Annotated in this window: 27 protein-coding genes and 2 riboswitches; of the genes, 19 read left to right on the forward strand and 8 right to left on the reverse strand. The window is 49.6% G+C overall.

Going from position 1 to position 23777, the window contains the following annotated elements; genetic code table 11:
• Nucleotides 1-30: 30 nt before the first annotated feature.
• Nucleotides 31-119, reverse strand: a riboswitch (NiCo riboswitch).
• Nucleotides 120-242: 123 nt separating this feature from the next.
• Nucleotides 243-854: a DedA family protein gene (locus tag PXC00_RS07795; protein WP_275844056.1), complete on the reverse strand. Its 612-nt coding sequence runs from the start codon at nucleotides 852-854 to the stop codon at nucleotides 243-245.
• A 145-nt stretch (nucleotides 855-999) separates the two neighbouring features.
• A complete protein-coding gene (locus PXC00_RS07800; RefSeq protein ID WP_086035595.1) occupies nucleotides 1000-1473 on the reverse strand; it encodes a helix-turn-helix domain-containing protein in 474 nt (157 codons plus the stop codon).
• A 382-nt stretch (nucleotides 1474-1855) separates the two neighbouring features.
• Between PXC00_RS07800 and PXC00_RS07805 the strand changes: the two genes are divergently transcribed.
• The 3 genes from PXC00_RS07805 (at nucleotide 1856) to PXC00_RS07815 (ending at nucleotide 4533) form a co-directional block, all read left to right on the forward strand.
• Nucleotides 1856-3040, forward strand: coding sequence for an MFS transporter (locus PXC00_RS07805; protein ID WP_316934907.1), 1185 nt, complete (start codon nucleotides 1856-1858; stop codon nucleotides 3038-3040).
• Between the two features lie 72 nt (nucleotides 3041-3112).
• Entirely contained in the window at nucleotides 3113-3778 is a 666-nt protein-coding gene (locus PXC00_RS07810) for an ABC transporter ATP-binding protein (RefSeq protein WP_316934908.1), read from the forward strand.
• A complete protein-coding gene (locus PXC00_RS07815) occupies nucleotides 3775-4533 on the forward strand; it encodes an ABC transporter permease (protein ID WP_275844054.1) in 759 nt (252 codons plus the stop codon). Before PXC00_RS07810 ends, PXC00_RS07815 begins: the two co-directional genes overlap by 4 nt.
• Nucleotides 4534-4708: 175 nt before the next feature.
• On the opposite strand, the gene PXC00_RS07820 is transcribed toward PXC00_RS07815, so the two are convergent.
• On the reverse strand, nucleotides 4709-5107 hold the full coding sequence (locus tag PXC00_RS07820; protein WP_275844053.1) for a MerR family transcriptional regulator: 399 nt from the start codon (nucleotides 5105-5107) through the stop codon (nucleotides 4709-4711).
• Between the two features lie 127 nt (nucleotides 5108-5234).
• Between PXC00_RS07820 and PXC00_RS07825 the strand changes: the two genes are divergently transcribed.
• From PXC00_RS07825 to PXC00_RS07890, 14 genes are all read left to right on the forward strand, one after another.
• On the forward strand, nucleotides 5235-6404 hold the full coding sequence (locus PXC00_RS07825) for an iron-containing alcohol dehydrogenase (RefSeq protein ID WP_275844068.1): 1170 nt from the start codon (nucleotides 5235-5237) through the stop codon (nucleotides 6402-6404).
• A gap of 153 nt (nucleotides 6405-6557) precedes the next feature.
• The gene (locus tag PXC00_RS07830) at nucleotides 6558-7577 is read left to right on the forward strand and encodes an aldo/keto reductase (RefSeq protein ID WP_316934909.1); all 1020 of its coding nucleotides are present in this window, start codon (nucleotides 6558-6560) and stop codon (nucleotides 7575-7577) included.
• Nucleotides 7578-7757: 180 nt separating this feature from the next.
• Nucleotides 7758-8093, forward strand: a complete 336-nt coding sequence (locus tag PXC00_RS07835) for an ArsR/SmtB family transcription factor (protein ID WP_275844052.1) — start codon at nucleotides 7758-7760, stop codon at nucleotides 8091-8093.
• Nucleotides 8075-9718 (forward strand): FAD-dependent oxidoreductase, encoded by a 1644-nt coding sequence (locus PXC00_RS07840; protein WP_275844051.1) that lies wholly within the window; start codon nucleotides 8075-8077, stop codon nucleotides 9716-9718. The genes PXC00_RS07835 and PXC00_RS07840 overlap by 19 nt, the downstream gene beginning before the upstream one ends.
• Before the next feature lie 122 nt (nucleotides 9719-9840).
• Nucleotides 9841-10203, forward strand: coding sequence for a metalloregulator ArsR/SmtB family transcription factor (locus PXC00_RS07845; protein ID WP_086035585.1), 363 nt, complete (start codon nucleotides 9841-9843; stop codon nucleotides 10201-10203).
• A 36-nt stretch (nucleotides 10204-10239) separates the two neighbouring features.
• Nucleotides 10240-11316 (forward strand): ACR3 family arsenite efflux transporter, encoded by a 1077-nt coding sequence (gene arsB / locus PXC00_RS07850; protein WP_086035584.1) that lies wholly within the window; start codon nucleotides 10240-10242, stop codon nucleotides 11314-11316.
• Between the two features lie 23 nt (nucleotides 11317-11339).
• A complete protein-coding gene (arsD, locus tag PXC00_RS07855) occupies nucleotides 11340-11732 on the forward strand; it encodes an arsenite efflux transporter metallochaperone ArsD (RefSeq protein ID WP_275844050.1) in 393 nt (130 codons plus the stop codon).
• A 144-nt stretch (nucleotides 11733-11876) separates the two neighbouring features.
• On the forward strand, nucleotides 11877-13613 hold the full coding sequence (gene arsA, locus PXC00_RS07860; RefSeq protein ID WP_275844049.1) for an arsenical pump-driving ATPase: 1737 nt from the start codon (nucleotides 11877-11879) through the stop codon (nucleotides 13611-13613).
• 73 nt (nucleotides 13614-13686) lie between these two features.
• Entirely contained in the window at nucleotides 13687-13956 is a 270-nt protein-coding gene (locus PXC00_RS07865) for a hypothetical protein (protein ID WP_066648741.1), read from the forward strand.
• Nucleotides 13957-14050: 94 nt separating this feature from the next.
• Nucleotides 14051-14141, forward strand: a riboswitch (cyclic di-GMP riboswitch).
• Nucleotides 14142-14552: 411 nt separating this feature from the next.
• Nucleotides 14553-15002: a sigma factor-like helix-turn-helix DNA-binding protein gene (locus tag PXC00_RS07870; RefSeq protein ID WP_066648744.1), complete on the forward strand. Its 450-nt coding sequence runs from the start codon at nucleotides 14553-14555 to the stop codon at nucleotides 15000-15002.
• Nucleotides 15003-15062: 60 nt separating this feature from the next.
• A complete protein-coding gene (locus tag PXC00_RS07875) occupies nucleotides 15063-15413 on the forward strand; it encodes a hypothetical protein (RefSeq protein WP_275844048.1) in 351 nt (116 codons plus the stop codon).
• 119 nt (nucleotides 15414-15532) lie between these two features.
• Nucleotides 15533-15934, forward strand: coding sequence for a recombinase family protein (locus PXC00_RS07880; protein WP_066648750.1), 402 nt, complete (start codon nucleotides 15533-15535; stop codon nucleotides 15932-15934).
• Nucleotides 15931-16086 (forward strand): hypothetical protein, encoded by a 156-nt coding sequence (locus tag PXC00_RS07885; protein WP_175391774.1) that lies wholly within the window; start codon nucleotides 15931-15933, stop codon nucleotides 16084-16086. The genes PXC00_RS07880 and PXC00_RS07885 overlap by 4 nt, the downstream gene beginning before the upstream one ends.
• Before the next feature lie 195 nt (nucleotides 16087-16281).
• Entirely contained in the window at nucleotides 16282-17910 is a 1629-nt protein-coding gene (locus PXC00_RS07890; RefSeq protein WP_275844047.1) for a recombinase family protein, read from the forward strand.
• 300 nt (nucleotides 17911-18210) lie between these two features.
• Here the strand turns inward: PXC00_RS07890 and PXC00_RS07895 are convergent, their stop codons facing one another.
• The 5 genes from PXC00_RS07895 to PXC00_RS07915 all read right to left on the reverse strand — a co-directional run bounded on the left by PXC00_RS07895 (nucleotide 18211) and on the right by PXC00_RS07915 (nucleotide 22514).
• Nucleotides 18211-18930 (reverse strand): glycerophosphodiester phosphodiesterase, encoded by a 720-nt coding sequence (locus PXC00_RS07895; protein ID WP_275844046.1) that lies wholly within the window; start codon nucleotides 18928-18930, stop codon nucleotides 18211-18213.
• Between the two features lie 14 nt (nucleotides 18931-18944).
• Nucleotides 18945-20351, reverse strand: a complete 1407-nt coding sequence (locus tag PXC00_RS07900; protein WP_275844045.1) for an ABC transporter substrate-binding protein — start codon at nucleotides 20349-20351, stop codon at nucleotides 18945-18947.
• Between the two features lie 46 nt (nucleotides 20352-20397).
• Nucleotides 20398-21228, reverse strand: a complete 831-nt coding sequence (locus tag PXC00_RS07905) for a carbohydrate ABC transporter permease (protein WP_275844044.1) — start codon at nucleotides 21226-21228, stop codon at nucleotides 20398-20400.
• The gene (locus tag PXC00_RS07910; RefSeq protein WP_275844043.1) at nucleotides 21225-22163 is read right to left on the reverse strand and encodes a carbohydrate ABC transporter permease; all 939 of its coding nucleotides are present in this window, start codon (nucleotides 22161-22163) and stop codon (nucleotides 21225-21227) included. The genes PXC00_RS07905 and PXC00_RS07910 overlap by 4 nt, the downstream gene beginning before the upstream one ends.
• 183 nt (nucleotides 22164-22346) lie before the next feature.
• Complete coding sequence (locus PXC00_RS07915) at nucleotides 22347-22514, reverse strand: methyl-accepting chemotaxis protein (protein ID WP_407654265.1); 168 nt, start codon at nucleotides 22512-22514, stop codon at nucleotides 22347-22349.
• Between the two features lie 38 nt (nucleotides 22515-22552).
• Between PXC00_RS07915 and PXC00_RS14130 the strand changes: the two genes are divergently transcribed.
• Together PXC00_RS14130 and PXC00_RS07920 are read left to right on the forward strand one after the other, a co-directional pair.
• On the forward strand, nucleotides 22553-22825 hold the full coding sequence (locus PXC00_RS14130) for a radical SAM protein (protein ID WP_407654266.1): 273 nt from the start codon (nucleotides 22553-22555) through the stop codon (nucleotides 22823-22825).
• A 406-nt stretch (nucleotides 22826-23231) separates the two neighbouring features.
• A complete protein-coding gene (locus tag PXC00_RS07920) occupies nucleotides 23232-23768 on the forward strand; it encodes an MFS transporter (protein ID WP_275844042.1) in 537 nt (178 codons plus the stop codon).
• The last annotated feature ends 9 nt before the right edge of the window (nucleotides 23769-23777 follow it).

The following is a 23777-nucleotide window of genomic DNA, read 5'->3' on the forward strand; positions in this document are numbered from 1 at the left end:
AAAGGGTACAAAAATACCTGTGAGACAACATACTGTCCCACAGGTTCCGATTCCCTGTTGCCGTAAGGCCCAGCCCCATAAACCCATATCGGGTTTATCGCCTGCTCAGTTTGTACTGTAGATCAAATGCAGCGCAAAGAGATGAAAGATATTCTATCATATTCATTTACTCACGTCAAGTGATTAAAAACAAAAACATAAGATTCCTATCATAAATTTTATGGCGGATCCTGAGAGAAAACCTATTTTTGATTTTTCCTTTTTTTAGAAATCCAAACAACAAAACCGACCCCTCCGACCGCCATCACGGCGAGAGCAATGTAGGTATAGAGATTCATGGATTGGCTGACGCGTTCCCAGCCGGCTCCGGCAAAAGCGCCCAGCACCACCAGAACCACATTCCAAATTGCGGAGCCGAGGGTAGTGTACAAAAGGAACCTGCCTCTGCGCATCCGCGCCATCCCCGCGGGGATGGAGATGAGGCTTCGGACTAATGGAATAAACCGGCAAAAAAAGACGGTGGAGGCACCGCGCCGATTAAACCAATTATCCGCCCGTTCCACATCCCCTTTTTTCAGCCCGAGGACATGTCCCCATTTCCCGATGAACCTGTCCATTTTCTCGGCCGGAAGCAGCTGTCCGACACCGTAAAGGACGATTGCCCCGGCCACCGACCCGATGGTGGCGGACAAGGCTACGATCCAGATGTTCATGCTGGTGTAAGTGGTCATGAAGCCGCCGAAAGTCAGGATCAGCTCGGAAGGAATGGGAGGAAACAGGTTCTCGATTGCAATCAGCAGTGCTATCCCCACGTATCCATACTGATTCATGATATTGATGACCCATTCCTGCATTTTTGACTCCCTTTTCAAAAATCCGGGTTTTTACTCTTTGTTTGTCTGCCGTTTCAAAGAGAATCGGCCGGCGGGAATACGGCGGCGCCGGCGCCGGCGCAGTCGCGGCAGGACAGCTATTTGCGCAGCTCGGGCGGGTGTATTATCAATCTTTCTTTTGAGGAATCGCTTTGAATTTCTGATTTGCTTCCAGTTTGCATTCCTCGCGCAGGCTCCAGAAAATTTTGAACTCCAGCTTTTCGATCTCCCGCTGCTGCTTATAGCTGACGCGCAGAGTGGCTTCCCGCGGGATCGTGACGTCCCTGCCGAGCTCCGGCAGCAGCGCCTGGATCCGGTTTCCGTTTTTTCGCAGAAAGTCCAGCCTGCTTCCGATGCCGTCGAGCAGGTCGGGGGACCTGCCGGGCGTGTCCTCGGAAACCATGTACCGCTCGTTTTGGTTGATATAGTTCGTCGAATCCCCGGCGGCGAGCCAGCGGACCAGCGCTTCCCGGCTGAAGCGCCATTCGCGGCCGATTTTCCGGGCGGGGATATGCTCCTCCCGGAGCAGCTTGATCAGCGTCTTTTCGCTGATTCCCAAAAATTCCGATGCCTGACTCAGATTTAAGATGTCGTTGTCCATGTTGTTCCTCCTCCCGAACCGTCTGCGGAAATATTATAATACTTCCAATTTAAAATAGCAATACTGGCGGAAAATAAATTCACTATGAAAGAACTTAACGGTAATCTGGCGGTATTTTTAATCTTTTCCAACGCCTTTCCGGCATCTTCGGCGGACAAGTCGGCTTTGCTCTTTCAATTTTCCACTATTGTAATTGATGTTGGCACTAAGTACGCTTATCATATGATTATATTCCGTTCTGTGTTGACTTTATTCAATGTTTGCGCTATCATAAGATAAATTTGTAATTCTTTGTTTTCACGGCGGCATGACAGCGGATTGTGACGGTGCGGTCGGCTTTTTGAGCGTGAGGGGCACGGCATGAATACGGGGGGCGTTTGTTTTGTCGAAAAAAAAGATGATGATCGTTTCCAATATTTTTCTGATCGGGTTGGTCAGCTTTTTTATGGATATGAGTACGGAAATGATCTACCCGATCATTCCCCTTTACCTGACGGCGGTTCTCGGGGCGACGCCGGCCATTGTCGGCGTAATCGAAGGCGTTGCGGAAAGCGTCGCCTCCCTTCTGAAAGTGGCGAGCGGCTACATCGGGGATCGATATCAAAATAAAAAACGGTTGGCTTTCCTCGGGTATTCCGCCTCGGTGCTCTATAAGTTCGTCCTTCTGATAGCCGGTTCCTGGGGCGGCGTGCTGGCGGCGCGGGTGATCGACCGCACCGGCAAGGGGATCCGGACCGCCCCGCGCGACGCCCTGGTGGCGCAGTCGAGCGAAAAGGGGAAACTGGGCGGTTCCTACGGTTTACATAAGATGCTCGATATGGCGGGGTCCTCCCTCGGAGCCCTTTTTGCTTTTTTGTTTATCGCCTTTGGGATGAAATATCGCTCGGCGTTCCTCTGGTCCGTCATTCCGGGCGTCGTCGCCGTGACGATCATCCCGCTGATCCGGGAGGAAAAGGGGGCCGCCCCAAACCGGCGGAGGCTGGACTTTCGGGGCCTGAAACTGGACGCGAGGCTGAAATGGTATTTCGCCGTCCTCTTCCTTTTCTGCCTCGGCAACTCTTCCAACGCCTTCCTGCTGCTCAAAGCGCAGTCGCGCGGGTTTTCCACCTCCGAGGTGATGCTGCTCTATCTGATTTTCAACGTTTCCGCGTCCATCCTGGCGATCCCGGCCGGCCGGCTGTCGGACCGGTTCGGCAGAAGCCGAATCCTGATCCCCGGCTATCTGATCTACGGCCTGGTCTATCTGGGGTTCGCCTTGCTGACGTCGAAAGCCTCCCTGCTGATTCTGTTCGTCGCCTACGGCGCTTACACCGCCTTTATCAGCGGAGCGGAACGGGCGCTGATCGCGGAAGCGTCGCCGGCGGACTATAAGGGGACCGTGCTCGGCATCTACGGCATGCTGCAGGGCTTCGGCCTCCTGCTCTCCTCCATGATCGCCGGCGGGATGTGGAATGTCTGGGGCCCCGACGCGCCATTCTGGTTCGGAGGCGTTCTGGGCATCGTCTCCGCGCTGCTGATCGCCGTCATCCTCCGCTCCGGGAAAAGGCGGAAAGCGATGAGTTGTTAGGATTGAAGTGGGAGCAGAAATGAATTTTCAGGAAAAAAGGCCGCTGCGGCCGCAGAAAGTCTTGATTTTGAGGTGAAAGCGTTGGAACAGCTCTCATTCCGGGATGTTTCCTATCGGCAGGGCGAAAAAGAGATTCTCAGAGGCGTTTCGGCACAGTTTTCAGCCGGCGACTTTGTCTCCGTCGTAGGCCCTTCCGGAAGCGGGAAGAGTACCTTCTTACGGCTGTGCTGCCATCTGATCAGCCCGACGGAAGGAAAAATCTTCTTCCATGGGAAGAATATGCTTCAGGAAGACCCGATCGAACTGCGGAAAAAAATCAGCTATTGCTTTCAGGAACCGATCCTCTGGGGGAATACGGTGGAAGACAACGTCGCATTCCCTTATCGCGTCAGGGACCGGAAGATCGACCGGGAAAAAATCGTTTCGCTGCTCGCCCGCTTCAATCTGGACGAAAGCTACCTCTCGCATGAGGTCAAAGGGCTGTCGGGAGGGGAAAAACAGCGGATCTCCCTGATCCGCACGCTGCTTTTCGAACCGGAGATTCTGCTGCTGGACGAAGTGACTTCCGCGCTCGACGCCGAGAACACGGAACTGATTGAAAAAGAAATCCTGCGGCTGAACCGGAAGGGCGTCACGGTCCTGTGGGTCACCCACAACGCCGCGCAGAGCCGGAAATACGCCAGCCGGCTGCTGACTCTGGAAAACGGCCGGATCCAATCATCGGAGGAAATCAAATGAACGGTGCGAATATCAGCGACGTCTCTCTTCTGATGGCGTCTTCGTTAGTTCTCGTCTCTCTGCTGTTTTCCTATTTTCAGAAACTCAGGCTGGAAAAAGAGACCCTCATCAGCGTCATACGGGCGGTCATCCAGCTCTTTGCGGTGGGATATGTCCTTCAATTTATCTTCAGACTCCGCAACCCGGCCGTCACGACGCTGATTGTGCTCTTCATGACCTTTAACGCGGCCTTTAACGCGGCCAAGCGGGGAAAAGGGATCAAAAACGGAATTCTGATTTCTTTCCTTTCCATTTTAGTCGGCGCAGGCGCCACGCTTTCCGTCCTGGTCCTCTCCGGCGCGGTACGGTACGAGGCGAATCAGATCATTCCGATCAGCGGCATGATCATCAGCAACGCCATGGTCGCCATCGGCCTGTGCTACCGGCAGCTCACCGGCGATTTCAAAAGCCGGAGGAACGAAGTGGAAATCAAGCTTTCGCTGGGCGCGGACCTTCTTCCGGCTTCGATGGATATCCTCCGGGACTCGATCCGCACGGGGATGGTTCCCACCATCGACTCCACGAAGACGCTGGGAATCGTCTCCCTTCCCGGCATGATGTCTGGGCTGATCCTTGCCGGCACATCCCCGCTCATGGCAATCCGGTACCAGATCATGGTAACCTTCATGCTGCTGTCTACGACGGCGATTTCCTCATTTATGGCCTGCTTTCTCTCTTACCGGACCTTCTTCAATGAGAGAAAGCAACTGCTGTAGCGCTTTTAAAATAAACGGCCCCTCGCGGACTGCTCCAGCGTGTGGGGCAGAATCGCCGCAAAAGGGCCGCTTTTTGCCGGGTATGGGGCAAAAAGCAATTTTTCGCCTTTGCCCCGGACATAGGAAAAGGGGCCATTTTGCAACAGCCCCTTCTGTTTGGTTGCGGAGGCAGAATTTAAACCAACGGCCTTTGGGTTTTACCGCTGACACAGAAAGCCTTGGACTGGGAACTGAAACATTGAATTTTCTGATTCACTTTGACCAGTTGTTTTTTCATCGAAGCGATGCGATTTTCCACATCCTTTTTATGTGCCATTAGAATTTCGCAGCGCTGAGGCAGAGTCTGCTCCCCCCTGCGGCTCAGATCGACGAATTCCCTGATCTTTTTGATTGGCATTCCGGTGTTTTTCAGGCAAAAAACCAGACCAAGCCACTCCAGGTCTTCTTCCGAAAAACGCCGGACGCCGCCGCGGCTTCGGCGGATAGCCGGCAGAAGGCCCTCTTTTTCATAATAACGCAGCGTGTACTCCGGAATCTTCATTTTCTCCGAAACCTGTTTCATCGAATAATACAAAGGAACCATCTCCCAAAAAATTTTGAGTTTGCGCTTGACTTCATGTAAACTTTAAGGTTTATATTATAAATTGTAAATAAAATCTGCTTAAATTTCAAGTGTTTTGTAAGCTGGGGAGGATGAAATGATGAAGTTCAACTATTACATTCCAACGAAGATCCTGTTTGGGCAAGGACAGCTTTCCAACCTGCACAATCAGAGGCTGCCGGGGAAAAAGGCGCTGATCGTGATTTCTTCCGGCCGTTCGGTCCGGCGGTACGGGTACTTGAACCGTCTGGAAAAAGAGCTGGACCTCGCCGGGGTTTCTCACGCGCTGTTTGACAAGGCTCAGCCGAATCCGGTGGAAAGCACCGTGATGGAAGGCGCGCGGTTTGCCAGAAAAGAAGGCTGCGATTTCGTGATCGGCCTCGGCGGCGGAAGCAGCATTGATTCCGCGAAGGCCATCGCCGTCATGGCGGTCAACGATGGGGACTACTGGGATTACGTCTCCGGCGGCACCGGGAAGGGGAAGCCGGTCCCGAACGACCCGCTTCCGGTCGTCGCCGTCACGACAACCGCGGGGACCGGTACGGAAGCCGACCCGTGGATGGTAACCACCAAGGAAGATACCAGGGAGAAAATCGGTTTCGGCTATGAAAAAACGTTCCCGGTTCTTTCCGTTGTCGACCCGGAACTGATGATGTCCGTACCGGCAAAGCTGACCGCCTATCAGGGGTTCGACGCGCTGTTCCACAGCACGGAAGGCTACCTGAACACCACGGCCTTCCCCATCAGCGACCTGTATGCGCTCAAAAGCATCGAGCTGATCGGAAAAAGCCTTCCGACCGCAGTGAACCATGGTTCCGACAAAGAGGCGAGAAGCGACGTCGCTCTGGCCAACACGCTGGCCGGCATGGTGGAATCGACATCCGGCTGCATCTCGGAGCACGCGATCGAACACGCGATGAGCGCCCTCCACCCCAATCTGCCGCACGGCGCCGGTCTGATCATGATCAGCCGGGAATACTACGCGCTGATCACCCAAAAGGGAGCGTGCGGAGAACGTATGGTCCGGATGACCAGGGCACTTGGAAACGCCGGGGCAGAGCAGGCGACGGATTTCGTCGCGGCGCTCACCGGCCTTCAAAAGCGGTGCGGTGTGGACGGCTTGAAAATGAGCGACTACGGGATCCGCCCGGCGGAATTTCCGGAGCTTTTGAAAAACTCCAGGGAAAATATGGGGCATCTCTATTCCGTCGATCCGATCAGACTTTCGGATGACGACGTGATCTCCATTCTGCAAAAATCCTACCGGTAACGCCGGCGGTTTGCGGCGTGGCACCTCAAAAGAGGAAGGAATTTCTGATATCATGATTACCGATGAGGCACTGAAAAAAATACCCAAACTGGGTTTCGGGCTGATGCGTCTCCCGGAAAAGAACAGCGGATCGACGGCGAGCGGTTGAATAAAATGGCAGATATTTTTCTGGAAAACGGATTTACTTATTTTGACACCGCCTACGTCTATCACGGCGGAAAATCCGAAACCGCTTTCCGGTCGGCCGTGGTGGACCGTTACCCGCGGGACCGTTTCACGATTGCGGACAAGCTGCCCGGGTGGATTCTGAAATCCGAAAGCGACGTGCAGAAAGTGTTCGACGAGCAGCTGAAGCGCACGGGGGCGGGATATTTCGATTTTTATCTGCTGCACAATGCCGAGGCGAAGCACCTGAAAACCTACAACCGGCTGAACTGCTGGCAATGGGCGCAGAAAATGAAGCGGAACGGCCTGATTCGGCATTTCGGCTTTTCTTTCCACGATACGCCTCAGTTGCTGGACCAAATTCTGACTGCGCATCCGGAAGCCGAATTCGTGCAGCTTCAGCTCAATTATTTCGACTGGGACAACGTCTCCGCCAATTCCGGAAAATGCTATGAAGTGGCGCGGAAACACGGCAAGCCGGTCATTGTCATGGAACCGGTCAAAGGCGGCGCCCTTGCGTCCCTGCCCGCCGGGCTGGAAGAAAAAATGAGGTCGGTCGCCCCCGGCAGGTCTATTCCGTCTTGGGCGCTGCGCTTCTGCGCCTCCTTGGACGGCGTGATGGTTGTGCTAAGCGGCATGTCCTCCGAAAGCCAGATGCGGGAAAACCTTCACACGATGAAAGATCCGGAACCGCTTACTCAGAAAGAACGGGCCTGTCTCCGGGAAGTCGCGGAGCGGCTCCGCAGCGTACCGGTCGTCGGATGTACGGCTTGCCGCTACTGCGTTGACGGATGCCCGCAGCACATCAAGATTCCGGACATCATTCGGGAATACAACGACTTCCTGAGATACGGGGATCAGCAGAGGCTGCATGAATCTTACCGGGCACTGACGGAAGACGGCCATACCGCGGGAAGCTGCCTGCAATGCGGCCAGTGCGAGGGCGTCTGCCCGCAGCACCTCCCCGTCATCCGGATTCTCCGGCGGACTTCCACGGTTTTTGATTGACAGGCATTCTCGAAATATCGTCCATATCGTCCCAGAAAAACCGGTTGCCTGAAAATTTTCCGTTCCGATATTTCAGAGAACAGCATATTGACATTCATCGATATGAGTATATAATATAGATGAATTTGAATGAAATCGATGCATGTCTATCTTAATGTAGAACTGGGAGGCGTACGGAAAATGAGATATTCCCACGCGGAATATGCCCCGGTGTTTAAGGCGCTGTCCGACGAAACGCGGCTGAAGATCGTCGAGATGCTTTCCTGCGGCGAAATGTGCGCCTGCGACATACTGGAATCCTTCAAGATCACGCAGCCTACCCTTTCCTACCACATGAAGATTCTGACGGATTGCGGCCTTGTGAACGGCAGGCGCGAAGGAGCCTGGATGAGGTATACGATCAACGTCAAAAAGGTTTCCGCCATAAAAAAATTCTGGGACGAAATCACATCGGAGCATCCGGATTGTATCTGTCATACTGTCGAGGAGGCAGGAAAATGCGAATCATCATTATAGGCGCAGTTGCTGCCGGAACTTCCGCGGCGGCAAAAGCAAGAAGGAACAGCGAAAGCGCCGAAATCGTCGTCTATGACAAGGGCAGCTTTATTTCTTATTCCGGCTGTGGTATGCCCTATTACATCGGCGGCGAAGTCGAAAACGCAGATGAACTCACCCCACGCGATCCCGCGTTTTTCAAAGGCAAATACAATGTGGACATTTTGACCCGCCATGAAGTGCTCTCGATTGACCCCGGAAAAAAGGGTTTGGAAGTAAAAGACCTTACCACAGGAGAGGTGTTTCCCGATTCGTATGACAAGCTGGTGATCGCAACCGGCGCGCAGGCGTTTGTTCCGCCGATCAAGGGCGCGGACGGACGGCACGTCTTTACCCTGCGCAATATCGGCGACATGAACCGCATCAAAACTTATATTGACGGAAACAGCCCGAAGCGTGCGGCGATCATCGGGACGGGCTTCATTGGGCTGGAAGTCTGTGAAAATCTGAAAAAACTCGGTTTGGAAGTGACTCTGCTGGAAAAGCTGCCGCAAGTAACACCGGGGCTCGACAGCGACATGGCGGTCTATGTGCAGGACCATATCGAAAAGAACGGCGTCCCTGTCCTGACAGGCGTTTCTATTACGGAGATCACGGAAAGCGGTGTCATCTTGTCGGACGGCAAAGAGATTCCTGCGGATCTGGTTCTGATCTCCGCCGGGGTCCGCCCCAACACGGCATTGGCCAAAGCGGCGGAGATTGAGCTTGGCGTTTCCGGTGCGATCCGTGTGAACACGAAGATGCAAACCAGCCAGCCGGACATCTATGCCTGCGGCGACTGTATCGAGCAGTTTCACGCGGTGACAGGGAAACCGGTTTACCGGCCGCTGGGTTCTACGGCAAACAAGACCGGCAGAATCGCAGGCGACAGCATGACGGGCGGTGATCTGGAATTCAGAGGCATCCTCGGCACCGGAATCTTCAAAATATTTGATATGACGGTAGCGCAGACCGGCCTTTCCGAACATGAAGCGCTTGCTTTGGGTTATCAAATCCAGGTTTGCCACAACATCAAGCCCAACAGGCCGGAATACATGGGCGGCCGGGAAATGGTCATCAAGGGAATCGCCGACCGCGTGAGCGGCAGGCTCCTGGGTGCGCAGATTGTCGGATATGAGGGCGTGGACAAGAGAATCGACGTGTTTGTGACGGCGATTACCTTCAAGGCGAAGGCGGAAGACCTTTTCCATCTCGATCTGGCCTATGCCCCGCCGTTTTCCACCACAAAGGATCCGGTTATGTACACCGGCATGATTCTGGACAACGCCATTCACAGAGGCAGGCCGCTGATCACGGCGCAGGAGCTCGATACCCTGATGCAGTCCGGGAAACCCTATAAGTTGATCGACACCAGAGCTGCCGCGCAATATGAACAGGGACATATCGAAACCGCGAAAAGTGTCCCCCATGCCCAAGTAAGAGCCACGGCTGAGGCGCTGGATCGGGACGTTATCACGGTTACCTACTGCAATAAGGGCGTGACCGGAAACGCGGCGCAGAACATCCTGATCAACGACGGATTTCAAAAAGTATATAACCTCTCGGGAGGATATAAGCATTACTGCAAAATACATTCAGAGAAATAAATCGGTTATTTTGTTCTTGTAACAAATGGTCAACGAGAACATATAATATGCGTATATGAGCATTCAATAATATAATCGCCGGTTACAGAAACCATCGTAGGTACGCAAAGAAGGTGAAATGAATGGTTGAAATTTTTAGGGCCCTGTCAGAAGAAAACAGACTCAGAATCCTATCCCTTCTTTTGGAAGGTGAAATGTGCGTCTGTGAGATCGAAGCGGTGCTAAACCTGTCGCAGTCGAACGCGTCCAGACATCTCACGGCGTTGAAACAGTGCGGCATTCTCGACAGCTTTAAAAAAGCGCAATGGACTTATTATCGGATCAATGACCAATTTAAGCAGGAAAATGCTAAACTTTTGGGCTATCTCCAGGACGGCTTAAAAGAACTTCCGACCTATCAGGCCGATCAGGAGGCATATAAAAAGTATGATAGTCAAAATCTATGTGATTGTATCACTCCACAACAAGGGCTTAAAAAACTGTGAGTCCAAATATTTACGCTGATTTGGGGGCAATGATTGATGAGTGATGAAAAAACACAAGGCATTGGTTTCTTTGAGAAATATCTGACGGTTTGGGTGCTTCTCTGTATGGCGGCGGGCATTCTGATCAGTAAATTTCTGCCGGTAATTCCTGCATTTCTGGAAAAACTTCAGTACGCGCAACAGAATATTCCGATCGCGATTCTGATCTGGATCATGATTTATCCCATGATGCTGAAGATCAATTTCCAATCCATCAAAAACGTGGGAAAGCATCCCCTCGGTATCCTCATATCGAGCGGGAGCAGTTGGGCGATCAAACCATTCCTGATGCTGGGGCTGGCGACTCTCTTTCTTAAAATCGTATTCAGCGCCTTTATCCCCGCCGCCCTGGCGCAAAATTTTGTTACAGGCGCGGTCCTGTTGGGGACGGCTCCCTGCACTGCGATGGTGTTTGTCTGGAGCAATCTCGCCAAAGGCGACCCGGCGCACACCCTTGTACAGGTTTCGGTCAATGATCTGCTGATTCTTGTTCTGTTTGTCCCACTGGTTTCTTTCCTGCTCGGCGTAAACAACGTTCAGATCCCCTGGAATACCCTTGTTTTCTCAGTCGTGCTTTTCGTCGTGGTCCCCTTGGTCGGCGGCGCTGTTACACGAGTTACAATGATCAAAAAAATGGGAGAAACGGCTTTCAATGAAAAATTCGTTTCCAAGTTTGACAATGTAACGACGCTGGGCCTGCTGCTGACTTTAATCATCATTTTTTCATTCCAAGGCAACATTCTCTTGGAAAAACCGCTTTATGTTCTGATGATTGCCGTACCGCTGATCCTCCAGAATCTTATCTCCTCTACGTTTACCTATTTGCTGTGCAAATGGACAAAACAGCCGCACAATATAGCGGCGCCGGCATCCCTGATTGCCGCTTCCGACTTCTTTGAACTTTCAGTCGCGGTAGCAATCTCGCTGTTCGGCCCAAACTCGCCGGTCGTGCTGGCCTGCACCGTCGGCGTCCTTACGGAAGTCCCTGTGATGCTGATGCTTGTCAGAATCATTACGAAAACCAAAGACTGGTATTACAAAGGCTGGCATTCTAAACCTGCCGTTCACAACTAATTTTATTTCAGGAGATGTCTGATATGAAAAAAATGCAGATTTTTGAGCCTGCCATGTGCTGCCCGACCGGGCTGTGCGGCGTTGGGGTCGACCCCGAACTGCTCAGGGTTTCCACCGTGCTGAACACGCTCAAGAAAAACGGGGTTACGGTCGAAAGATTTAATCTGTCCAGCGCGCCGCAGCAATTCATGAGCAACAGGGCCGTCAACCACTTTATCAACACAAAGGGCGTTGATGGGCTGCCCGTCACTGTTTTGGACGGAGAAATCGTGATTGCGGGCCGGTATCCGACCAATGAAGAGTTCGCCGACCTGCTCGGAGTTCCGGAAACTCTGTTCGGCGGAAAGCCGAAGACTGTCAAGGTCACTCCGAGAAGGTCGGGCGGATGCGGTTGCTCGGGAGGAAAGTGCTGCTGATTTGGTTCATACTTTCTGCTGAGAAAGAGATTTGGCACTTTTAACAAGATGATAGGAGCATATCTTCCCGAATCAGTTATGTGAATTTTTCACAAGGGACGAGGATGCTCCTTATCTTTTTATCGAAAATTGGAGGTTATCATCATGGAGAATTTTAATCCACAATCGATCAGGTTGACAAAATATCTATTTTACACGGGAAAAGGTGGAGTTGGAAAAACATCGACGGCGTGTGCTACGGCCGTTACCCTTGCGGATAGCGGAAAAAAGGCCCTTTTAATCAGCACGGACCCCGCCTCGAATTTACAGGACGTTTTCCATACGGAGCTTACAAACAAAGGGGTTGCAATTAAAGAGGTCCCCAATTTGATTGTTTCTAATCTTGATCCTATACAGGCAGCAGCTGAATACAGAGAAAGTGTCATCGATCCTTATCGCGGCAAGCTGCCCGATGTTGTAATCAGAAATATGGAGGAACAGCTATCCGGTTCGTGTACGGTAGAGATCGCTGCTTTTAATGAATTTTCAAAATTCATTACGGATGAAACGGTGCAGAAAGAATATGACCATATCCTGTTTGACACCGCCCCGACAGGGCATACCCTCCGGATGTTGCAACTGCCGTCTGCGTGGAGTAATTTCATCAGCGAAAACACACACGGGGCTTCCTGTTTAGGCCAGCTTTCGGGATTGGAAAGTAAAAAAGCAGTTTACAAAAAAGCCGTTGAAACCCTGTCCGATGGAAAGCTGACGACGCTGATTCTTGTTTCACGTCCGGAAGAAGCGCCTTTGAAAGAAGCGGAACGGGCATCCAGAGAACTGGCGGAGATCGGAATCAAAAATCAGACACTGGTGATCAACGGCGTGCTGACTTCCTATGACGACAGCGTTTCCGAGAGCCTGTATCGGAAACAACAGGATGCGCTTCGGAGTATACCACAAGGTTTGAAAAATTTGGCCACATACCGAATTCCGCTGCGGGCTTATAACATCACCGGAATTAATAATGTCAGGGCTTTTCTGACCCAGGATCAGTATAAGGTCCGCGATGAAAAAGTCAGGGCTAAATCGATTCCTCATCTGGAAGATGTCATTGACGATCTGTATCGCACGAATAAAAAGGTCATCTTTACCATGGGGAAAGGCGGTGTCGGGAAAACCACTGTTGCGGCTGCGATTGCACTGGGCCTTTCAAAAAGAGGAAGGAAGGTTCATCTGACTACGACGGACCCGGCCGGACACCTGAAATCTGTAATCAGCGAGGCCAGCGGCATCACCATGAGCCGTATTGATGAACAAGCCGAACTGAAAAAATATCAGGAAGAAGTACTTTCCAAGGCAAAAAAGACCATGTCCGCTGATGATATCGCTTATATCGAGGAGGATCTACGTTCTCCCTGTACGCAGGAAATCGCGGTATTCCGGGCTTTTGCCGAAGTTGTAGAGAAAGCGGAAAACCAGACCGTCGTGATCGATACCGCTCCGACAGGACATACCCTTTTGTTGCTGGATTCCACACAAAGCTACAATCAGGAGATCAAACGCTCCCAGGGCGAAATCCCCGAATCCGCACGGAAGCTTCTGCCGCGCCTCCGCAATCCTGATGAAACCGAGGTCATTATTGTGACTTTGGCCGAGGATACGCCCGTCTATGAAGCACTGCGCTTGGAGGAAGATTTAAAGCGCGCCGGCATCGAAGTGAAATGGTGGGTCATCAATTCGTCCTTCTATCGGACCGGTACAACAAATCAAATACTTTCCGCAAAGGTGAGCAACGAAATCGAGTGGATCAACAAGGTGGATGAACATTCTAAGGGGAATTTTGCGGTAATTGCATGGAGTGCTGAGGAAATCAAAGGAGATAAGCTGCTTACAATATAAGCCAGCACTTTCCAATTGGACGATGGTGTCATTATAAAGATATCATAAAATAATAGAACTGGAGAAATGAAAGATGAAAATTACAGAAGAAGCAAAATCTTTGATTCAGGCGGCATTTGATTCCAATGATTGTGACTGTTTAAAAGTATCACAGCAGCAATCCTGCTGCGGCACCTCCTTGCAATTTGAACTGATCAAATTACAAGGAGGCGAGAAGTCCATCTTCATTGACGGGGTCCCTGTTATGATGGATGACCAGACTCAAACAAGGACAGAGGTTGTGACACTTGCAGCGGAAAATGGTGAGTTGACCATTCAGGACGATCAGTCATGCTGCTGTTGATGGAAACAGTAATATAGAATCCCCCACTCCCTGCAAGTCATGTGCGCCTATCATACGGAAGCACAAGCCAAAAGACGTTAAAACAACAAAAGAGTCAAGCCAAGGGCAAACCCATTTAACGATGGGGACGCAAAGCCATAGGGTCTAAAGTGCGTAAAGCGCGCTATGACAGCCTGGCTGCCGGAAGTCGCAACCTGTAAACCTGTCCTTTTACGGGCCAGGCTTTCATCGTTTTCATAGCTTCTAACGGATAATTTGAGCAAAGATCATTTATGGCCCTGCTATGTTCCTTGGCGAAAGGGGAAACCATGAGTATTCTTTACTCCTTCCTCTTCCGGAGGCTGAAATAAAGACGGCGAATTCCGTACAGACTCGCCTCCATTAACTAAATATATTCAAAAATCAGCATTTTGCCCGGGACGGCAAAGTGCTGATTTTTTATTTTCGACAACAAAAACTCTGCCTCGACCGTTAAAGAACAGTTTCGATTTTAAGCCCTTTTCTTCTCGTAGAAGTGTGCCAAATCGGCATTGCCGATCTCCTCCGCTTGTTCTTCATTTCCGGATTTCAACAATCACGAAATGGAGGACAAGCCTATGGCGAAGTATCAGAAAAAGGAAAATTACCGGGAAAAATATCCCGACGTGAGCAAAGAGATCATTGAGGTCTTGGAGAGAAGCGACCGCCTGATGGAGTACCAGCAGTACGACATCAAAGTCGAACGGTGCAGGATCGATTATACTGGCGGCACCATTACATACATCCCCAGCCGGGAGGACTCCTATGAACGGCTTCTGGAAGAAAACAGGCAGTTCGCCGCTGCAGGCGAGAGTGTGGACGAGGCCGCGGTGAAAGCTGTGATGATCGAAAAGATGCTGAACTGCCTCAAAAGTCTTGCTCCGGAGGAACAATTACTGATCGCCGCTTTGTTTTTCAAAGACAAAAGCGAGCGTCAGCTATCCAGAGAAACCGGTATACCTCAGCGGACGATCCACGACAGAAAGACAAAAGTCTTGACGAAATTAAAAAAACTTATGGAAAAGTGAAAATTTTTCCGCTCAACCCCCTCGCTCAACGTGGAAATAAGTGAGGGGGTTTCCTCTTCTTTGTTCTTTGAAAAAATTTATATCCGGCAGCATAAATACATGAGCTGTCCGGCCGTGATGAGCGGCAGCGACATTGACGGGCGCGCCAGGACTACCTGCGGATGGGTGACAGACATCCGTCGAACCGATGGCATCGAAGGCGACGAGCGGCAAAGCCCGGTTATAAAACAGCCTGCGGTGGGTTGTTTCGCAATGAAACGGACAGTGCCAACGCTACTTCCGTCCAGCCACAGATTCAAGCAATGGGGGCGGCTCGCAGAGATCCTGGGAGAGGTGAAATTCCTATGGCGTTTGCCTGACCGGCAAACCGTTTATGCCGCCGCCCTCGCTTCGGGAAGCAGTGCCGAATAGAAGCATTGAAATGAAGAACAAGCAAGTTGTTTGAACTTAGAAACTACGCGGCAGGACAATTGCGCCCTGCCGCGCCCTTGTGAGGTCAAACCGCATCATTCAGAAACAGGGGGCTTTATATGGAACAGAAAAAAAGAGCGTGGCTGTATTGCCGCATTGACGCGCCGGAGGATGCCCACGGTATGCTGAAAGGCCAGAAAAAAGGACTCTATGACTATGCGGATCAGATGGGATTCATCGTTGTTGGCTGTTCCGAGGATTTGGGAGGCGGCCTGAAATATAATCGCCCCGGCCTGATTGAAGTCGAACATGTCGCTGAACAAGGCAGGATGGACGTCTTATTGGTAAAACAACTGAGCCGCCTCGGGAGAGACTCGGCACAAACGCTGGATTTTCTCCGGAAGCTGGAACAATCGAATATCAGGCTTTATTCACCCCTGGAAGGCGAAATCGGGCTGTTCAAAGACATCCATGCGATCCATAGGCTCACGATGGACGTGAAAGGGGAGGTCCCGTCATGAAAACAAAACAGTTGGATAGAAAGACAGAAACCATAGAGATACAAATAAACGGGATATCTGTCACATTGTTTTTTACTGCGGAGCCGAACAAGGAAGCGGCTGATTTCATAAAAAAGGCTTTGATAAATGCTTACGTAATTAAGACAGCATAATCCCAAAATACAATTTAAAGGCGGTTTTTTCTAATGTAATATGTAATATGCGAAAAATCAGCTATTTATATAGCTTTTCCCTGCTTTGTGTGAGATAATGGCGTTGGCAAAAAGCCAACTGCTCCTTGACAATTGAATAGATCAAGTGTCCGGTCTCTCACACAAAACACCAACGATATGAGAGGACGGATACAAATGGCTGAAAGAGTTTATTGTTTATACAGAGTATCTACTGCAAAGCAGGTAGACCATGACGAACAGAATCAGGCCGACATCCCCATGCAGCGCAAAGCTTGCCACGAATTTGCAGACCGCATGGGCTGGACCATCGTTCATGAAGAACAGGAAGACGGCGTTTCCGGCTATAAAGTCAGTGCCGCGCAGCGTGACAAAATCCAGCTCATAAGAGAACATGCCGAACAAGGCAAATTTGATATCCTTCTGGTCTTTATGTTCGACAGGCTCGGCAGGAAAGCCGATGAAACTCCCTTTGTCGTGGAGTGGTTTGCAAAAAAGGGTATCAGAGTATGGAGCGTCAATGAAGGTGAGCAACGGTTTGAGTCCCATACCGACCGTTTGACAAACTACATTCGCTTCTGGCAGGCTGACGGCGAAAGTCAGAAAACTTCCATCAGAACCAGAACTGCCCTCGGGCAGATGGTTCAGGAGGGACGCTTCCGCGGCGGTACAGCTCCATATGGGTATCGCCTCGAGAAAAGCGGCATCATCAACAAGCGTAAACATGAAGTCAACAAATTGGTCATCGATGAGGAAAAAGCCGAAGTGGTACGCATGATGTTTAATTTATGCGTATCGGCAGGTTACGGACGCTGGCGGCTTGCCATGTTCCTAAATGATAAAGGGATCAAGACCCGCAAGGGAACAAATTGGCATGACGCATCGGTAGGCGCGATCCTGCACAACGTGATGTACAAGGGCGTCCTCCGGAGCGGCACCTCCTTTTCAGAGCCGTTCGAGGAACTTCAAATTGTTGACCCCTCTACTTTTAATTTAGCGCAAAGGCTCATGACTGAGCGGGTTAACGAGAAGAAAAACGAGAGAACGGTTCCGCTAAACACTGCAGGCCAATCGCTTCTTTCCGGAAATGTTTTCTGTGGGCATTGCGGCGGGCGCCTGATCCTGACCACCAACGGCAAAGTAGTCAGGCTTGCGAACGGCGAAAAGAAAGGCGTCAAACGTATCCGCTATATCTGCTACAACAAAACGAGGCGCCGCCTTGACTGCGATGGCCAAACCGGGTATACTATGCATATCCTTGACGATGCGGTGACTCAGATCCTGCATCGAATTTTTGACCGCATGAATTCGGCATCCGATAGTATGATCCTTGGAAGTACGGAGGATCGCCGTATGGCGGAACTGCGAGCTGAGGTTAAACGGGCTAAGGCCGAGAACAGCAAGGCTACCACCGAGTACGAATCCATGAAGGCCGAGATGATAAAGGTCGTCCTCGGCAAGAGTGATATGCCCAAGGATGTATTGTCGGAGGTTGTAAATGAGTGCCGCGATAAGGTGATTGCCACCAGCGATCACCTGACCGCGTTAACGGCTGAGCTGGAGCGTGGCAACGCGAGGGTCAGCGAAATGAGGTCTGAGCTTTCCCGCATCCGCACATGGTCGGAGATTTTCGATGGCAGCGATATGGAAGTCAAGAAGATGATCGCGAACTACATCATCAAGAGAGTCAACGTATTCAAAGGCTATAAACTGGACATCGAGCTGAACCTGAATGTGCAGCAATTTCTGAATGGTCTTGACAGCATCAGCGGCAATGAAGAATCGCACCCTGCGGTGGCGTCGTAAATTACTACAGCTTCAATAAACTCTCTGCAGCTGAGTAAATATCTACATATGCGGGTTGGGTTTTGTGGTGGTGCACACCCGATACTTTGGGAGAGCGCCACACTGGCAGTGTGGAGGTCAGCGGTTCGAACCCGCTATGCTCCACCAAATGGCCCAAAGACGAACACAGCAGAAAATGTGCGTTATCACTTCTTCCCCGGCGGTTTTGCCGCGGCAATTTGATAAGCATAAAAAAATATCGGCTTAGGAAAATTCCTGAGTCGATATTTTTTATGCTCGTGAAACACCTAACGCAAGCTGCTACCGAATGGCCCGCGCCAGCGCCGGATCATTCGTAATCACAGCATCCACCTTTTGCACGAACATCTCCTGCAAATCGTGCTCCTGATTAACTGTCCACGGACGCACCGCTATGCCAAGCGCATGGCACTGGCGAACTACATTCGCATCCTGAAGGACTTGATAATTTGGATGAACTGCATCCGCCGGCACCGCTTCTGCATAGTCCCAAACATCCACCAGCGGTTCGCCATACAAAATTCCTGTCTGTATCTGTCCAGATCGGTGTTTTAACTCACGTAAAACATAATGATTAAACGAGGAATAATAAACTTTTCCGCTCATTCCGTACTGTTCTTCCAACTCTAAAACTTTTGGAATTACCGCAAAGCCATTGTGATATGCATTTTCCTTTAACTCCACATTGACGGTGAGATTCGTCTTTTGCAGCAGTGCATACACTTCTGCCAGTGTTGGAATTTTTATACCTGCAAAGCCCGCCTGCCCCATGGATGCATCCAAACCTTGCACCTGCTCCAGTGTCATCTCGTGCACGGCACCGCTTCCGTTCGTTGTGCGATCCACGGCATCATCATGAATCACCACAACCGATCCGTCTGCTGTCAAATGCACATCCAACTCGACTCCATCTGCCCGCGCGGAAATCGCTTGCTCAAAAGCAGCCAGTGTATTTTCCGGTGCTGCGCAAGAAGCCCCGCGGTGCGCAATAATTTGTGTCATTTTGCTTTTCCTCCTTAGCCGTTTGCAGCATTGTAATCCTGCAGTGCACTGTTGATACGGTCTGTCATATTCTTTAGTGTATCGCTTTCACTTTCCTGACCGTTCATCATTTTCTGCAATTCTTCCTCTTCAATTTTTCGCGCCTGTGTATAAACCGCGCACAAGCCGCCGATGGATTTTTCACTGGAAGCGTGCAGTTGATTGATGGCTACTTGAAACTGCGGATACTTCTTCACATTGTCCTTAAAGACCTGCTCGTCATAGGCCTTTGTGTTGACCGGAAAATAACCGGTCTGCGTATTCCAATACGCCTGTTCTTTTGGCGAAACCAAATACTTGATGAATTTCCACTTTGCCTGCTGCACTTTTTCATCGCTGTTCTTCATCATCCAAAGGGAGGCCCCGCCAACAGAAACGCCGCCGACAGAACGTTCATCAATTCCCGGAAAATATGCGGCACCAAGTTCAAACTTTCCGTTAATGCCTTTCAGCAAGCTGGCCAAACTGGCGGTGCTGTTGGTATACATAGCCAATTTTCCATTGACAAAGGCAGAGTCGGCACTGTCGCTTTTCAGCGCATAAGCGGGCATCGCCCCACTTGTGATTAGTTTATGATAGGCACTGATAAAAGCCTGCCCACCACCATTGGAATCAAAAGCGACTTTGGTTGGCGCCGCCTGCCGACCGTTTCCATTGTCAAAGGACGGCAGATTCATTTTATTCAGTGATTCATCCAGCCACCAGCCGTACACAAACATTCCAATAGTTCCTTGCGTCACATTTCCAGAAGCATCCTTTTTCGTGAGTTTCGGCGCAAGCGCTGCAATTTCTGAAAGAGTTTTTGGCACCTCTGTAATGCCAGCTTTCTTAAAAAGGTCTTTATTGTAGTACAAAATAGGAGTAGACGAATTAAACGGCATGGAATGCAGCTTTCCGCCTACAGTATAGTAAGCGGCAATGTTTTTGTCAATCTGCTGCAAATCCCAATGGTCATTCTCCGCATAGTCTTGTACCGTGTCGGTAAAACCGCTGTCAATCAAGTAACGGGTGCCCAATTCATAGCTCTGCAAAATGTCAGGCCCATTTTTTGCGACCATCGCGCTTTTAAATTTGTTCAGGGCGGTGTCGTAGTCGCCCTGATAGACTGCCTTGACCTGAATTTTTCCGCGATTTTCCTGATTAAAGTCGCTCACCATCTTTTCCAAAGCTTTTCCGTTGGTTCCTCCCATGGAATGCCAGAAAACGAGTTGGACTCCTCCGTTGTCTTTTGTATCTGCTGTTTCTGCGCTTTGCACAGTTGTTGCCGATGCCGTGGTTACCTTCTCTGCACTGCTGCTTCCTCCTAGGGCGGTACAGCCGGTTCCGGCGACCGCAAAAGCGCAAAGTACAGAAAGCAGCGCGGTTCGTTTGTTCGTTTTCATGTTTTTACCCTCCAAATTTAATTTCAACATATTTACCAAGTATGCCTTACCCTTTTACCGCACCGGACATCATCCCCTCGACCAGTTGCTTATGCCCGAAAAGGAACACCAGTAAAGAGGGCAGCGTGATTAACGCAATGCTGGCAAGAACCAATCCCAGCGATAATGTAGAATCCGCATCCTGCAGGGAATTGATGCCGACCTGCACCACGCGCATTTCATCCTTGCTGGTTACCAAAAGAGGCCACATATACATACCCCAAGAGCTCAAAAAAGAGGTCACGCCGAATGCCGCAGCAACAGGACGTGCCAGCGGCGCGGCAATTTGCCACAAGAAACGGCTTTCCCCACATCCATCCATCATGGCTGCCTCCCGAATTTCTTGAGCAACTGTGAGAAAATGCTGACGAAACAGGAAAATACCAAGTGCAGATGCCGCAAAGGGCAAAATCAAGACCTGATAAGTATCCAGCCAATGCCATGAGCTGACTTGCAGATAATTGGCAACGATCGTCGTTTCTCCCGGCATCATCATGGTAGAGAGAAAAATCAGGAAAAGCACTTTCTTTCCTGTGAAATTCAAAAATGCAAATGCATACGCAGCCAGCAAAGATGTCAGCGTTTGCAAAATCAGAATACCAAACGCAACCAATACCGTGTTGAGAAACTGCCGCACCAACATGGTCTGCGTCAACGCCTTGAATAAATTGTCAAAGGAAACCGCACGTGGAATCAACCGAATATTTGTAGAAAGAATATCGGCATCAGGCGTTATACTCATCACCAGCATATAGTAAAACGGAAAAACCAGAAAAACTGCCAGCAGAGCGGTCAGCACCCACAACCCGCTTTTTTTGAAAAATGCCGCTTTGCTCATTCGTAATGCACCATCCTTTTTTCATTTTTAAACTGAATCAGCGTAATGACAAAAATGATTGCGAATAGCAGCACGGACTGCGCGGCGGCAGGGCCAAACCGAAAATTGAAAAACGCATCGCGATAAATACTGTAAACCATCACACTGGTGGCATTACCCGGCCCCCCCTGCGTAATTACCTGCACCTGTGTAAATGCCTGAAACGCGGCAATGATATCGGTAATCAGCACAAAGAAAACCATTGGCGACAGGCAGGGCAGTGTTATGTGTAAAATCTTTACAAATCCCCCGGCGCCGTCAACTTCCGCACTCTCCAGCAGTTCTTTCGGTACATTTTTTAAACCAGCGTAGAGGTACAAAAAATTACTGCCGGACATCATCCACACCGTAATTGCCGCCACCGTGTACAGTGCAATGTTTGGATCTGAAAACCATCGAATATCCGTATGCAGTAGCTTATTGACAATCCCCATAGTCGGATCAAACATCTTTTCAAACAGCAGTGAAACCGAACCCGCCGCAGCAGCAACAGGCATAGTAAACAGCATGGGGAACATTCGGAACCCGCGCCCTTTGATATTGGCCAGGTTGGCTGTCAAAAATCCCAGGAACAGCGAAAAGACAATAACGATTCCTGCAAACAAAAACGTATTCTGCATAACCTGTCGATAATTTTCCGAAAGAAACAGCATCGTAAAATTTTTTAGACCGCGAAATGCCTTTGCGCGACCTTCACTGTCAGTCAGAAAAAAACTTAAATACAGCGTTCGGAAAAACGGAAAGAATTGAAAAACGGCAAAACAGAGAAATGCCGGCAGCAGGCACAAGTAGGGAAATAAAAATTTAGTCCATTTTTTGCGCGCTTGCTTTGCCGCCATCCGCGCAGCGGGCTTTGCCTGCTGCAACATCAGCTTTGCTTCCATTGAGTTCTGCATGAAGTGATTCTCCTTTCTTAACGCAAGAACTGCCAACGTGTTTTATTTTAGCAAACTGAACCGCTGTGTGGATTACAGAAACCTTTTATTTTTGTAAAAAGGAAATTAAATTGCGCACAAAAAATCCCTCGGAAGGGCAGCCAACGTCTTCTGCACCCTTCAGGGGTTTATTAAGAACCATTCTTAGTCACTTGCATTTTCTTCAAAATGAAACGCGGTTACCATACGATTTAAAACTTGTGTTTGATTGAGCAGTTCCTCACTGGCTGCCGCGCTTTCCTCTGCAACAAAAGAGAAACCCTTTCCCGCATCGCCGGCACGCGCCGCTTCTACCGTTGCGTTGAGTTCCAAAATGTTCGTTTAGGAAGCAATATCGTCAATCATCAAGTATGTATTGTAATCTAAACTGCAAATTCTGTTTTCTTGAAAGCAAGAAAGATATGACTATATACGATGCTCAACAATGGGGAAAACTAATATCGTATGCTAAAAAACATGGTACGTTAAGTATTTCAATTTTGGGTGGAGAATCAGCACTTTATTTTGACATTGATGCCTTATTAACCAAATGCGACCAGTTAAAAATAAACACTGTAATGACAACGAATTGTCTATGCTTAAGAAAAAGCACGAAACAAATATTATTGAATTCAAATACATAACACCTGTAATCTCTTTGCAATCATTGGATAATCTTAACTATCAATTAATGGGATGTGATTTTATAGACGAATGTATAGCACACAAAAAAGATGTTCATATAAATAGCGTATATACACTCCAATCTTTAAGAACGAATTTTGAAAGTATATAATTATTGTGTAGAAAAAGGTATTTCTAGATATTCCGTTGCTAATTATTCTAATATTAAAAATAATCCAAACATGCAATGTGCTCATACACTTCTTGAGATATCACAATTGGACAAGCAAGTAAAGCAATATATTGCCGCAACTTATGGAAATCAAAAATCATTGCCAACATTTTCGGTTGAAGGTTGTATAAGGAACCTGCCTTTTGGAGCTTTCATAAAAAAGCACTGCTGCATATTCAGAACTGTCCAAGCTTATGCAATGTTCTATTGTTAATGACCGTATGTACACTTACCATTATGACGGTAAATTCTTATACGCAGCCGCTTTTATTATCCAAAGGAATGAACCTAAAGCTGCTCGGATTCCTGATGCTCGGATACAATTTTCTAATGGCTCTGGGTGCGAATATTTCCAAAAAATACAGGTTCCGCATATGCACTATCTTATTGCCATTACACTTGGCCTCTGTACGGTGTGCAGTGGGATTTTTAGCTTACCCGGCAGCATCGCAGTTCTTGCTGTCTACCGTTTTTCCAATGGAATGCTTTGGCCGATTTTAACTAAGAAATCTAACCGCCTTTTGAAATCGGAAATCAGGGCAACAGTGATGTCGTACCAGAGTATGGCCACCAGTATTCTCAGCATTTTGGCAGACCCAATCATAGGAGTTGCGTTGGATCGGCAGAAAATCGGGCGATTCTATGCCGTATTTGGCGGTATAGCTATCCTCATAATAGCCGTTCTGTGGATATACTCCTTCCGGCAGAAAAACCGCTTGACGGAAAATTAAAAACAGCGT

Source organism: Caproicibacterium argilliputei, from assembly GCF_029211325.2.
In the GTDB taxonomy this organism is placed as follows: domain Bacteria; phylum Bacillota; class Clostridia; order Oscillospirales; family Acutalibacteraceae; genus Caproicibacterium; species Caproicibacterium argilliputei.